11 protein-coding genes are annotated in these 12,543 nt (G+C 73.7%); 6 read left to right on the top strand and 5 right to left on the bottom strand.

Features of this window, described 5'->3' with window-relative positions; genetic code table 11:
- The first annotated feature begins 248 nt into the window (after positions 1 to 248).
- The 6 genes from VKV23_11100 (at position 249) to iolG (ending at position 6,078) form a co-directional block, all read left to right on the top strand.
- Positions 249 to 995, top strand: coding sequence for a GntR family transcriptional regulator (locus tag VKV23_11100; protein ID HLI16580.1), 747 nt, complete (start codon positions 249 to 251; stop codon positions 993 to 995).
- A 133-nt stretch (positions 996 to 1,128) separates the two neighbouring features.
- Positions 1,129 to 2,103 (top strand): 5-dehydro-2-deoxygluconokinase, encoded by a 975-nt coding sequence (gene iolC, locus VKV23_11105; GenBank protein HLI16581.1) that lies wholly within the window; start codon positions 1,129 to 1,131, stop codon positions 2,101 to 2,103.
- A complete protein-coding gene (locus VKV23_11110) occupies positions 2,096 to 2,977 on the top strand; it encodes a deoxyribose-phosphate aldolase (GenBank protein ID HLI16582.1) in 882 nt (293 codons plus the stop codon). Before iolC ends, VKV23_11110 begins: the two co-directional genes overlap by 8 nt.
- A 93-nt stretch (positions 2,978 to 3,070) precedes the next feature.
- Entirely contained in the window at positions 3,071 to 4,090 is a 1,020-nt protein-coding gene (locus VKV23_11115; protein ID HLI16583.1) for a Gfo/Idh/MocA family oxidoreductase, read from the top strand.
- Positions 4,091 to 4,145: 55 nt separating this feature from the next.
- Positions 4,146 to 5,051: a sugar phosphate isomerase/epimerase gene (locus VKV23_11120; protein ID HLI16584.1), complete on the top strand. Its 906-nt coding sequence runs from the start codon at positions 4,146 to 4,148 to the stop codon at positions 5,049 to 5,051.
- A complete protein-coding gene (gene iolG, locus VKV23_11125) occupies positions 5,044 to 6,078 on the top strand; it encodes an inositol 2-dehydrogenase (GenBank protein HLI16585.1) in 1,035 nt (344 codons plus the stop codon). The genes VKV23_11120 and iolG overlap by 8 nt, the downstream gene beginning before the upstream one ends.
- Positions 6,079 to 6,129: 51 nt before the next feature.
- Here iolG and VKV23_11130 read toward each other — a convergent pair whose 3' ends face one another.
- The 5 genes from VKV23_11130 to VKV23_11150 form a co-directional block, all read right to left on the bottom strand.
- On the bottom strand, positions 6,130 to 6,870 hold the full coding sequence (locus VKV23_11130; protein ID HLI16586.1) for a DUF47 family protein: 741 nt from the start codon (positions 6,868 to 6,870) through the stop codon (positions 6,130 to 6,132).
- Positions 6,870 to 8,363, bottom strand: a complete 1,494-nt coding sequence (locus VKV23_11135) for a CoA-acylating methylmalonate-semialdehyde dehydrogenase (protein ID HLI16587.1) — start codon at positions 8,361 to 8,363, stop codon at positions 6,870 to 6,872. The genes VKV23_11130 and VKV23_11135 overlap by 1 nt, the downstream gene beginning before the upstream one ends.
- A gap of 36 nt (positions 8,364 to 8,399) precedes the next feature.
- On the bottom strand, positions 8,400 to 10,274 hold the full coding sequence (iolD, locus tag VKV23_11140) for a 3D-(3,5/4)-trihydroxycyclohexane-1,2-dione acylhydrolase (decyclizing) (protein ID HLI16588.1): 1,875 nt from the start codon (positions 10,272 to 10,274) through the stop codon (positions 8,400 to 8,402).
- The gene (iolB, locus tag VKV23_11145; GenBank protein ID HLI16589.1) at positions 10,274 to 11,179 is read right to left on the bottom strand and encodes a 5-deoxy-glucuronate isomerase; all 906 of its coding nucleotides are present in this window, start codon (positions 11,177 to 11,179) and stop codon (positions 10,274 to 10,276) included. The genes iolD and iolB overlap by 1 nt, the downstream gene beginning before the upstream one ends.
- Before the next feature lie 269 nt (positions 11,180 to 11,448).
- Positions 11,449 to 12,366 (bottom strand): inorganic phosphate transporter, encoded by a 918-nt coding sequence (locus VKV23_11150; protein HLI16590.1) that lies wholly within the window; start codon positions 12,364 to 12,366, stop codon positions 11,449 to 11,451.
- Positions 12,367 to 12,543 lie beyond the last annotated feature (177 nt).

Below are 12,543 nucleotides of genomic sequence, written 5' to 3' on the forward strand. Positions count from 1 at the left end.
GCAGCTGCTCGGCCGGCGAGCAGCGACGAGGTCGCCTGCCCGCTCGACCGCCCACTGAACGGCTCGACGCGCGCCCTCGCTCACCACCCGCTGCGCCGCGTGCCGCCGACCGGTGCGCGCCGAGAGAAGGTTTCCGCTAGGCTGCTTGTCCGGTCATCAAGAGATACTCGGGAGTTGGCCGGAGCCGTCGCGAGGTCATGCTGCGGACGCCGACCGCGACGAGGGCTCCTCACGGCAGGAGGAGGGCGGTGATCGAGCTCGACAGCCAGCGCCTCGACCGTGACAGCCCGGTTCCGCTGTGGTTCCAGATTGCCGAGCTGTTCCGGGGCGCGATCGAGAGCGGAGCACTCGCGCCCGGCGAGCGGCTCGACAACGAGATCGAGATCTCCGAGCGGCTCGGCGTCAGCCGCCCGACGGTGCGCCAGGCCATCCAGGCGCTCGTGCAGAAGGACCTCGTCGTGCGCCGCCGGGGGGTGGGCACCATCGTCGCCGCGCGCCGCATCAAACGGCCCGTCGCGCTGACGAGCCTCCACGACGACCTCCAGCGCGCGGGCCGGCGCCCCGAAACCGAGGTCCTTCGCCTCGAGGAGCACCCGGCCAGCCCCGAGCTCGCCGCCTCGCTCGCGATCACCCCCGGCGACCCGGTCCTGCACATCGAGCGCCTGCGCTTCGCCGAAGGTGCACCGCTCGCGCTCATGGAGAACTTTGTACCCGTGGCCGTGCTCGGCACGGCGATCGACAAGGCCTCGCTCGAGTCCCACGGCCTCTACGAGCTGTTCCGTCAACGCGGCCTGCGACCGCAGAGCGCGGAGGAGACGATCGGCGCGCGGACCGCGAGCGCGCACGAGGCGCGCCTCCTGCGGGTCGGTCGCAACGCGACGGTCCTCACCATGACGCGCACGGCCGCCGACGCAACCGGCAGGATCCTCGAGATCGGCCGCCACATCTACCTCGCGAGCCGGTACTCCTTCGAGATCAGCCTCTGGCTGAAGTAGGCGCACGCTCCAACGCTGTCAGGACATCTTGGCATGTTGACGAGCTCGCTCGCCCGACCTAGCGTGGAGCAGATCCGAGGCAGGTGGCCGAGATGACAGCGCTGGCCGGACGCTCGAGCAAGCGGCGGCAGAGGTGAGCGAGACCGCAGACCACGAGCCGCGTCCCGGCTACGACGTCCTCACCATGGGCAGGGTAGGCGTCGACATCTACCCGCTCCAGCCCGGTCCGCTCGAGGACGTGAAGACCTTCGAGAAGTTCCTCGGTGGTAGTGCGACCAACGTGGCCGTCGCAGCAGCGCGCCTCGCGCGGCGCAGCGCCGTCATCACGCGCGTCGGCGAGGACCCCTTCGGGCGCTTCGTTCGCCGGACGATCCGCGAGCTCGGAGTTGACGACGCCTTCGTCGGCACGGTTCCGGGGCTGCCGACGCCGGTGACCTTCTGCGAGCTGTTCCCGCCCGACCGCTTCCCCATCTACTTCTACCGCTTCCCGAAGGCACCAGACCTCGAGGTGCGCCCCGAGGAGCTCGATCCTCACGCGATCCGTTCGGCACGGATCTTCTGGTGCACCGTGACCGGGCTGTCCGCCGAGCCGAGCCGGGCAGCGCACCGACACGCCCTCGCGCTCCGCTCGCGTCGCGGACCGACGGTCCTCGACCTCGACTACCGGGCCAGCTTCTGGAGCTCGCCGGAGGCCGCTCGCGCTGCGATCGACGAGGTCCTCCCGATGGTGACCATCGCCGTCGGCAACCGGGAGGAGTGCGCGGTCGCGACGGGCGCGAACGATCCGGAGCGCGCCGCGGACACCCTCCTCGAGCGCGGCGTGGAGCTGGTCGTCGTGAAGGCCGGCCCCGACGGCGTGATGGCGCGCACGGCCGAGCGGCGCGTCGTCGTCCCGCCCGTCGCCGTCGACGTCGTGAACGGTCTCGGCGCGGGCGATGCCTTCGGCGGTGCGCTCTGCCACGGCCTGCTCGCCGGCTGGGACCTCGAGCGGGCGCTGCGCTTCGCGAACGTCGCCGGGGCGATCGTCGCCTCCCGCCTCGAGTGCTCGACCGCGATGCCAACGGCTGCGGAGGTCGAGCGACTGCTGGGATCGGTGGCCCATGCTTGATCGCCGCACCGCCAGGCTGCGGGACATCCGGGTGCACGAGCCGCAAGCCATAGCGGAGGCGGCGCGCCGGAGGAGGCGGCGGCCGATCGTCGGGGCCGACGGCAAGATCTTCATCGTCGCCGCCGACCACCCCGCCCGGGGCAGCCTGGGTGTCGGACCCGAACCGATGGCGATGGCCGACCGAGAGGACCTCTTGGAGCGGCTGTGCATCGCGCTCGGCCGCCCCTGCGTCGACGGGGTCCTCGCCACCCCCGACATCGTCGAGGACCTCCTCCTCCTCGGCGTGCTGGAGGACAAGGTCGTCATCGGATCGATGAACCGCGGGGGCCTCGTCGGCTCCGCGTTCGAGCTCGACGACCGGTTCACGGCCTACGACGTGGAGACCATCGCCGCCATGGGGCTCGACGGCGGGAAGATGCTGTGCCGCATCGCGCCCGAGGACCCGGCCACGGCGCCGGTGCTCGAGGCGTGCGGTCGCGCCATCACCGCGCTGGCCGCGCACCGCATGATGGCGATGGTCGAACCGTTCTGGGCGCGCCGGTCCGGCGATCGCATCTGGAACGACCTCTCGAGCGAGAAGGTCATCCACTCCGTCGCGATCACGGCTGCTCTCGGCGCGACCAGCGCGTACACCTGGCTGAAGCTGCCCGTCGTCGCAGACATGGCGCGCGTCGTGGCGGCGACGACCCTGCCGGTCGTCGTCCTCGGCGGGGACCCCAGCACCCGGGAGGGCGACACCCTCGAGGCGCTCGCCAAGGCGCTCGCGCTCGACGGCGTCCGTGGCCTCGCGGCGGGCCGCGCCCTCCTCTACCCAGAAGACGACGACGTCGCGGCCGCCATCGACCGGATGGGCGCCGCGCTCGGCCGTGGCTGAGCCACGCGCAGTGCGCCGCCGGCGAGCGGCGCCCGCAGCTGACCCCCTTCCGCTGCGCGTCCGCGCCGGAGCGACCGGCGGGGGCACGCGGAGGTGACGAGGCGACCTCGGCGAGCGCGCCTCGCCGTCCTCGGGCTCGGGCGGATGGGCTCGGTGCACGCGGCGAACCTGGCGCGCGCCTGCCCATCGGCCGAGCTCATCGCCTGCTACGACCGAGATCCCGACGTCGCGCGCGCCGCCGCGGAACGCTACGGCGCCGTCGCGGTGCCCAGCGTCGAGGACCTGCTCGGGATCGAGGGCCTCGACGGCCTCGTGATCGCGGCGCCCACCGCGGCGCACGCGCCCCTCGCCCTCGCTGCGGCCGAGGCGGGGCTCGGCACGTTCGTCGAGAAGCCCATCGCACTCGACCGTCGCTCGACGCTGCAGGTCGTCGAGCGGTTCGAGGCCGCACGGCTGGCGCTGCAGGTCGGCTTCAACCGCCGTTTCGACGAGTCCGTCGCCGACGTCCATCGCCGCGTTCGTGCCGGCGAGCTCGGCCCGCCGTACTTCCTCCGGATCTCCCAGCGCGACATGGCGCCGCCGCGACCGGAGTTCCTGGCCGGCTCCGGCGGCATCTTCCTCGACATGGGGATCCACGACTTCGATCTGGCACGATTCCTCGTCGGCGACGTCGCGCGAGTCAGCGCCGTCGGCGCGGCGCTCGCCGACCCGGGGCTGCGCGACATCGGGGACTTCGACACCGCCGTCGCCACGCTCGAGTTCGCCAACGGGGCCCTCGGCGTCGTCGACCTCGGCCGCGCCGCGGGCTACGGCTACGAGAGCTCTGCCGAGCTCGTCGGCGCCACGGCGACGGTCCGGCTCGAGACCCCTCCCGCGCTGGCAGCCGAGTGGCTGCGCGCCGGAGAGGCGACCCGCCCGCTGCTCCGCTCCTACGACCGCCGCTATGGTCCCGCCTTCGCCGCCGAGCTCGAGGCGTTCGCCCGCGCCCTCCTCGACGGCACCCCGGTGCCCGTCACGGGGCGAGACGCGCTCGCCGCCTTCGAGGTCGCGCTCGCAGCGACGCGCTCGTGCGCGCTCGGCCGTCCCGTCTCCCTCGACGAGGTCGTCGAGTGAGGGCAACTCGCCGGTGGGAGCGCTCGGCTCGCCAGGCTGGCAGGAGCGGACGCCGATGAGCGCCTGCGCGGCCAGCGTGCTCGACCGCCTCGCGGGCGCGCCCATCTCCTGGGGCGTGTGCGAGGTGCCCGGCTGGGGCACCACGCTGTCCCGGGACCGGGTCCTGTCCGAGATCGCGGCGCTCGGGCTGCGCGCGACCGAGCTCGGTCCGCGCGGCTACCTCGGCGCGAGCCCCGAGGAGGTGGCCGCACTGCTCGGCGTGCACGGCCTCGCCTGCGTCGGCGGCTTCGTGCCCCTCGTCCTGCACGATCCCGGTGCCCGCGCCGCGCTGCGGCGAGACGCCGAGGACGCGGCCCAGCTGCTCGCGGGCGCCGGCGGCTCCTACTTCGTGACCGCGGCGGTCCGCGACGCCGCGTGGTCCGAGCCGCTCGACCTCGACGAGCCCGGATGGGCGGCGCTCGCCGCCGGGCTCGGCATCGTCGAGGAGATCTGCCGCGACCACGGGCTCGTGCAGGTGCTCCACCCCCACGTCGGCACGCTCGTCGAACGGGCCGACCAGCTGCAGAACCTCCTCGGACGCTCCTCCGTACGCATCTGCCTCGACACCGGCCACCTGGCGATCGGCGGCGTCGACCCCGTCGCGTTCGCGAACGAGCACGCGGCACGCGTCGCGCTCGTCCACCTGAAGGACGTCGACCTCTCCCGCGCCGCGGGCGTGCTGGCGCACCGAACGAGCCTGCTCGCCGCGACCCGTGGCGGCCTGTTCCGGCGCCTCGGCGCGGGCGACCTCGACATCGGCGCCGTGGTGCGCGCGCTCGAGGGCGCCGGGTACGGCGGGTGGTACGTGCTCGAGCAGGACACGGTGATCGACGCCGGCGTCGCGGCGGCAGCCGACCCGGCGCGAGACGTCCAGGCGAGCATCGACTACCTGCGCGGCGAGCTCGGGACCGCCGGTGGCTGACGCGACGATGGACGGCGAGCTCGCGATCGGCATCATCGGCACCGGCCACATCGGCTCGATGCACGCGCGCCTGCTCGCCGGCCAGGTGCGCGGCGCACGCCTCGCGGCCGTCGCCGACGCCGTCGAGGCCTCGGCGATCGCCCAGGCCGAGGCGCTCGGCGTGCCAGCCATGAGCGTTGCCGACCTGCTCACCGACCCCGGCGTCGACGCCGTGGGGATCTGCTCCCCCACGTCCACGCACCCCGACCTCATCGTCGCCGCAGCCGAGGCGGGCAAGGCGATCTTCTGCGAGAAGCCGATCTCGCTCGATCTCGGCGAGGTCGACCGGGCGCTCCAGGCGATCGCGAGGAACGGAACCCCACTCATGGTCGGGTTCAACCGGCGCTTCGACCCCGCGCACAAGGCGGTGCGCGACGCCGTCGTGAACGGCCGCGTCGGCGACCCGCACCTGCTGCGCATCACAAGCCGTGATCCCTCGCCGCCACCGCTGTCGTACGCGGCCGGCTCGGGCGGCCTCTTCCTCGACATGACGATCCACGACTTCGACATGGCCCGCTACGTCACCGGCTCGGAGGTCACGGAGGTCTTCGCACGCGGCGCGATCCGCCTCGTCCCCGAGCTCGCTGAGCTCGGCGACATCGACACCGCCGTCGTCGTCCTCGAGCACGAGAACGGCTGCCTCACGGTCATCGACAACAGCCGGCGCGCGCCCTACGGCTACGACCAGCGCGTCGAGGTCCTCGGGAGCCGCTCGCTCGTGGCCTCGGAGAACCCCCTCGCCACGACCGCACTCGTCGCCGACGAGGACGGCATCTGCCGCAGCGTGCTCCCCTCGTTCTTCGTCGAGCGCTACCGCGCCTCGTACCTCGCGCAGTGGGAGGCGTTCGCCGCCGCCGCCGCCGAGGGGAGCGCCCCGCCGACCACGGGCGACGACGGCCGGGCAGCGCTCGTCCTCGGTCTCGCGGCGCGGCGCTCGCTCGTGCATCGTCGCCCCGTCTCGCCTGCAGAGATCCTCGCGGCCTCGTGAGCACGCGGTCGCGCCGGTCGTCCACGTGCGACCGGGCGGGCCGGGCCGCGCTCAGCGACGTGCATCGCTCAGGAAGAAGCCTTCGCCCCGCTTCACGAGAGCGTCGAAGAGCACGTCGACGGCCTCGCCGAAGCGCAGCCCCACGACGTCGAGGCGCCGGAGGAGCTCACGGTGCTTGAGCAGCTCCACGCTCAGCTCCTCGGCGAACAGCGTCGCGACCTCGCGCTGGAAGTGGCGCCGAACCTCGTTCGCGTGGTGCTTGGCCGACAGCAGGGACGAGCCGACGCTCGCCGGGTTGCGGGCGATCGCGCCCACCCCGGCCGAGAGCGCCTCGATGCCCTCCCGCAAGGTCGCGAGGACGGCGGCGAGGTTGCGGGGCGACGTCGGGCGGTACAGCCGCCACTCCCGGACGAAGTCGCGCACGTTGTCCAGCACGTCGTCGATCGAGCGCGAGAGCCGAAAGAGGTCCTCGCGATCGAGCGGCGTCACGATGGCCTCGCTGAGCTCGGCGACGAGCCGCTGGCGCAGCTCGTCGCCGCGCTGCTCGATCAGACGGATCTGGGGCTCGATGTCGTCGCGGTCGTGCGCCCCCGCGACGACCTCCTCGGCGAACTGCACGCCCTCGAGCGCGCAGCCCAGGTGCTCGACGAGGATGGCGGCGAGCGCGGGTCCGCTGCGCCCGGCGACGTCTCGCACGTAGAAGCGCAGACGCTGGACGCTCTGGCCGAGGCGCGTCCGCGCCGGCCGGGGCGCGCCGCCAGCGCGCGCGGGGCTCGCGCCGGCGCCGGCCATCACCGTCCGGTCGGGAAGTGGTACGCCGGGGCAGGGGCCTGGGACGTCGGCCAACGGCTCGTGACGACCTTCGGACGCGTGTAGAAGCCCACGCCCTCGGGACCGTGCATCGGCCGCTCGCCGAACAGCGAGTCCTTCCAGCCACCGAAGGAGTAGTAGGCCATCGGAACCGGTATGGGCACGTTGATGCCCACCATGCCGACGGTCACGTTGCGGTGGAAGCGCCGCGCCGCCTCGCCAGAGCCGGTGAACAGCGCCGCTCCGTTCCCGTAGGGGTTGGCGTTCACGAGCGCGATCGCGTCGTCGACGTCGTCCACCCGCACGACGGAGAGGACCGGACCGAAGATCTCCTCGCGGTAGGCCTCCATGTCCGGCCGGACCGCGTCGAGGATCGTCGGCCCGAGGAAGAAGCCCTCCTCATGCCCGGCCACCCGCAGGTCCCGACCGTCGAGGACGAGCCGCGCACCTGCCGACGCGGCCCGCTCGATGATCCCGGCGATGCGCCGGCGCGCGGCGTCGGTGACGACCGGCCCCATCTCGCTCGCCGGGTCGAGGCCCGGCCCGACGACGATCTTCTCCGCGCGCTGCCTCACGCGCTCGACGAGCGCGTCGGCGCTCGCGCCGACGGCGACCGAGACCGACACCGCCATGCACCGCTCCCCCGCTGAGCCGAACGCTGCCGCCGACAGGTGGCCGGCGACGAAGTCGACGTCCGCGTCCGGGAGCACGATGGCGTGGTTCTTCGCGCCGCCGAGCGCCTGCACGCGCTTGCCCGCCCGGCTCGCGCGCTCGTGCACGGCGCGGGCGATCGGCGTCGAGCCGACGAAGGACACCGCCGCGACCCCGGGATGGTCGATGAGCGCCTCCACGGTGACCTGGTCGCCGTGCAGGACGTTGAACACCCCGGGGGGCAGCCCGGCCTCGGCCCACAGCCTCGCGACGAGCATCGACGCCCCGGGGTCTCGCTCGCTCGGCTTCAGCACGAAGGTGTTGCCGCACGCGATCGCGACGGGGTGCATCCACATCGGGACCATGACCGGGAAGTTGAAGGGCGTGATGCCGCAGACGACACCGAGGGGCTGGCGGTAGGAGAAGACGTCCACGCCGCTCGACACCTGGTCGGAGTAGTCCCCCTTCAGCAGCTGGGGGATGCCGCAGGCGAACTCGACGACCTCGAGACCTCGCTGGACCTCGCCGCGCGCGTCCGACAGCACCTTGCCGTGCTCGCTCGACACCGTCCGCGCGAGCTCCTCGAGGTGCTCGGCGACGAGCTCACGGAAGGCGAAGAGCACGCTCGTCCGGGCGCTCAGCGAGGCCTGCGACCACTCGTCGAAGGCTGCCGCCGCCGCGCGCACCGCGGCGTCGACGTCGCTCGGCTCGGCGAGGCACACCTCGGCCTGGACCTGGCCGGTCGAAGGATCGTACACGGGCGCGAACCGGGCTGCCGTGCCGGCTGTCGTCCTGCCGCCGATGTAGTGCTCGATGCGCTGCACGTCGTGCTCGCCTCCCTCGAGTCGGTCACTGCTGTGTCACAGGTAGCGGCGCTGGCGAGCCTTCCCCAGCTCGTAGGCGCGGCGCGCCTCGGCGGTCGCCTCCAGGCGCGAGACCTCGGCCACCGCCACATCCCACCACGCCTCGCTCGAGGGTGCGGGGATGAGCGCGCTCGCCTCGATCGTGAGGACCACAGGTCCCGCCACGCTCGCGGCCCAGCGGAGGCCCTCCTCGAGCTCGCCGATGTCCCCGCAGCGACGTGCCGCCGCGCCGAGGCTCGCGGCGTTGGCGGCGAAGTCGATCGCCAGCACCGGGCCCTCGAGGCGCCCACTCCGTGGGTCACGGCGGCGCAGGGCCGTGCCGAAGCGTGCCGCGCCCACATCCTCCGTGAGCGCGCCGATCGAGGCGAAGCCGTGGTTGTCGACCACGACGACGGTGATCTTCACCCCCTCCTGGACGGCTGTCACGAGCTCCTGCGCCAGCATCAGGTACGAGCCGTCGCCCACCAGGACGTAGACGTCGCGCTCGGGCGCCGCGAGCTTCACGCCGAGCCCGCCGGCGATCTCGTAGCCCATGCACGAGTAGCCGTACTCCACGTGGTAGCCCTTTGGGTCCCGGGAGCGCCACAGCTTGTGCAGCTCGCCCGGCGCCGAGCCCGCCGCGCAGACGATCACCCCGTGCTCGCCGCAGGCCGCGTTGAGCGCCCCGATGACCTCGCTCTGCGCGGGCAGCGGACGGTGCCGCGTCGTGTAGGCCTCCTCGACCCGCGCGTCCCACTCGCTGGCGAGCGCCCGGACACGCGTCCGCACCTCCGTCGCCACGCGGTAGCCGGCCAGCGCCTCGCCGAGCTGGGCGCACACCACCCGTCCGTCGCCGACGAGGGAGAGCGCCCCCAGCTTCGAGGCGTCGAGACGCGCAATGTTCGCGCTGATGAAGGTGACCTCCGGGTTGGCGAAGATGCTGTGGGAGGCGGTCGTGAAGTCGCTCCAGCGCGTCCCGATGCCGAGCACGACGTCGGCGTCGCGCGCGATCGTGTTCGCCGCTGCGCTGCCGGTCGCCCCGATCGCGCCGAGCGCGCAGGGGTGACCGTAGGGGAGCGAACCCTTGCCGGCCTGCGTCTCGGCGACGGGGATCCCCGTCGCCTCCACGAGCGCCGCGAGCTCGGCGGTGGCCTCGGCGTAGATGACCCCGCCACCGGCGACGATGAGCGGCTGGCGCGCCCGGCGCAGCACCTCGGCCGCGCGCGCGACGGCGGCCGGGTCGGCGGGCGGGCGGTCGATGTGCCAGACACGCTCCTCGAACAGCTCCTCCGGCCAGTCGAACGCCTCCGCCTGGACGTCCTGGCAGAGCGCGATCGTGACGGCGCCGGTCCCGGCCGGGTCCGTGAGGACGCGCATCGCCCCGAGGAGGGCGTCGAAGAGCTGCTCGGGGCGCTCGACGCGATCGAAGAAGCGCGACACCGGCCGGAACGCGTCGTTGACCGAGAGATCGCGCTCGAGCGGGTGCTCGAGCTGCTGCAGCACCGGGTCGGCCGGGCGCGTCGCGAACACGTCGCCGGGGAGGAGGAGGACCGGGAGGCGGTTGATCGTCGCGAGCGCCGCGCCCGTCACCATGTTCGTCGCGCCGGGGCCGATCGACGAGGTGCACGCGAGCGTCGAGAGGCGGTTGCGCATCCGCGCGAAGGCTGCGGCGGTGTGCACCATCGCCTGCTCGTTGCGCGCCTGGCGGTACGGGAGCTCCCCCGGACGCTCGAGCTCGGCCTCGAGCAGCGCCTGGCCGAGGCCCGCCACGTTGCCGTGCCCGAAGATGCCGAGGCAGCCCTCGATCAGGCGGTGCCTCTGGCCGTCCCGCTCGCTGCGCTGCGCCACGAGGAAGCCGACGAGCGCCTGCGCGACGGTGCGTCGCACGGTCATCAGGCTCTCGCCTCGCCACCTCCGAGCAGGCGAGCGTCCACCGCCTGGCGCTCCCAGCTCGCCCGAACCCAGTGGTAGGCGGGGTCGTCGCAGGCGAGCCAGCGCCGCTCGCCCGGTCCCGCCATGACGTTCAGGTAGTAGAGGTCGTAGCCGGGGACGGCCATCGAAGGGCCGTGGTAGCCGTGCGGGATCAGCACGACGTCGCCGTGGCCGACCTCGGCGAGCAGGTCGATGGGGCGCTCCGGCGTCCCGTAGAGCCGCTGGTAGGCGACGCCGCGCCGGCCCGACGGGTCTGGTGCCACCTCGAAGTAGTAGATCTCCTCGAGCTCGGCCTCGCCGTCGCGCCGCTCGTCGTGCTTGTGCGGCGGGAAGGAGGACCAGTTGCCCGCGGGCGTCACGACCTCGCAGCACAGCAGGCGCTCGGCCGGGAGGGAGTCGTCCATCGCGTAGTTCACGACCCGTCTCGAGCACGCCCCCGCGCCGCGCAGCTCGACCGTCGCCGACGCGGCGTCGCGGTAGGCGAACGGCGCACCGGTCGCGGCCCGGGCACCGGCGAGCGCGAAGCGTCCCCCCCCTCGACTCCCGACGCGGACGCTCGTGAACGGCGGCAGGTAGCAGCAGTCGCTCGGACCCCCGAACACGTCCGTCCTGCCGCGCAGCGTCGCTCGCGCCTCCCCGCAGGCGACGTCCGCCGCGCCGGCGAGCGAGAGCAGGAGCCACTCGGCCGCACCGGTGGCGAACTCGAGGGCGCCGCCAGGCGGCAGCTCGACGACGCGCAGCATGGCGTAGGCCCAGCCCGCCCGCTCCGGCGTGAGGTCGAGCGCGAAGCGCTCGGACGAGAGCTGGCCGGCGCGAAAGTGCAGCTGGCGTTCGCAGCCAGCTGGGCGCGCCTTGATCTCCGCCACGTCGCTCCTTCCCCGCCGCGCGCCGAGGGCCGCACGGACGCGTCACCGCATCGTCGCGCCGCGCACGACGCCGGTCAACACTTTCTCCGAATGTCATTACGTTTGTGGCTTCGTGCCACCTCCCTCGTACAGGGACCCGGCGCGACGCCCGCCGCTCGCGGACGGCCCACCCGTCCGCCGGCGATGCCCCACGCGCGCCGCGCCGCTGCTCGGGTTCACGCCGACCGCCGCCACGCGGAGCGGTCCGACCCGCTGCTCCCGCCCACCGGCTACCTCCTGCAGAAGAGGCCACCGAGGAGGGCGAGACCGAAGGCGCTCGGCAGGGTCGTCGCCCACGCCAGCGCGATCGAACGGACCTCGTCCCAGCGGACCCGCCACGGTTCGAGGCGCGCCGAGCCACCGAGGAGCCCTGCGGTCGTCGCCTGCGTCGACGAGAGGGGCATGCGGAGCGCGGATCCGCCGAGCACGGCAGCCGTCGCGGCGACGAGCGCCGAGAGCGTCCCGGCGTCGCCCGCGCGCGCCATCTGACCGGCGACGCGCGCCGACACGCGGCGAAGGTGGGCGAGCGCCCCGGCAGCGAAGGCAACGGCGAGCAGCAGCTGCCCCGTGACCTGCGCGTGGAGCGACGCAACCGCCGCCGGCCCACTGGCGAGCGCCAGGAGGGCGGGTAGCTTCTGGGCGTCGTTCGCCCCGTAGGCGACGCACTGCCCCGCGAACGCGCTCAGCTGGGCGAGCCGCGCTCGCCGGCGCCGCTCGGATCCCCCGCCGAGCAGCGCGCGCAGCGGACGTGCGAGCGCGAGCGCGAGCGCGAGGCTCACTACGGGCGCGAGGACACCAGAGACGACCACCGCTCCGATCGTCGCCCAGCGCGTCGGCAGGCCCGCACCGAAGCCGGCGCCGACGAGCGACCCGGTGAGCGCCATCGTGAGGCTGGTCGGCAACCCTCGCCTCGAGAGCGAGAGGACGATCGCCAGCGACGAGAGGACCGCGTCGACGAAGACGAGCCGGCCGTCGGTGCGCTCGAAGGAGACGAGGCCGTGCGCGACCGTCCCGGCCACGCCCGCGCCGAGCACGAGGGGCGTCGCGCCCACGGCGATCGTGAGCAGCGCAATCGCCGCCAACGGGGGCAGCGCACGCGAGCGCGCGCTCGTCGAGGCGAGCGTCACCCCGTCGTTGCCGCCGCTCACGAACGCGAAGGCGAGGGCGAGCGCGATGAGCCCGACGTGCGCCGTCGCTGGCCGCCTTTCTCGCGGAACGCTGGTGACGCCACACTACGGTAGCTGACGTCAGGACATCTTGACAGCGGGGCGACCAGAGGATTTCACCACCGCGCCACCCGCAGGTCACGAGGCGGTCACGCTGCC

This window comes from Acidimicrobiales bacterium (genome assembly GCA_035294085.1).
GTDB lineage: Bacteria > Actinomycetota > Acidimicrobiia > Acidimicrobiales > Bog-793 > DATGLP01.

What these genes read in the sequence shown, in the direction of transcription:
- VKV23_11110 (HLI16582.1), top strand. Translation starts at nt 2,096, where the DNA reads ATGCTTGATCGCCGCACCGCCAGGCTGCGGGACATCCGGGTGCACGAG.
- iolD (HLI16588.1), bottom strand. Translation starts at nt 10,274, where the DNA reads ATGACCGTGCGACGCACCGTCGCGCAGGCGCTCGTCGGCTTCCTCGTG.
- VKV23_11130 (HLI16586.1), bottom strand. Translation starts at nt 6,870, where the DNA reads ATGGCCGGCGCCGGCGCGAGCCCCGCGCGCGCTGGCGGCGCGCCCCGG.
- VKV23_11120 (HLI16584.1), top strand. Translation starts at nt 4,146, where the DNA reads ATGAGCGCCTGCGCGGCCAGCGTGCTCGACCGCCTCGCGGGCGCGCCC.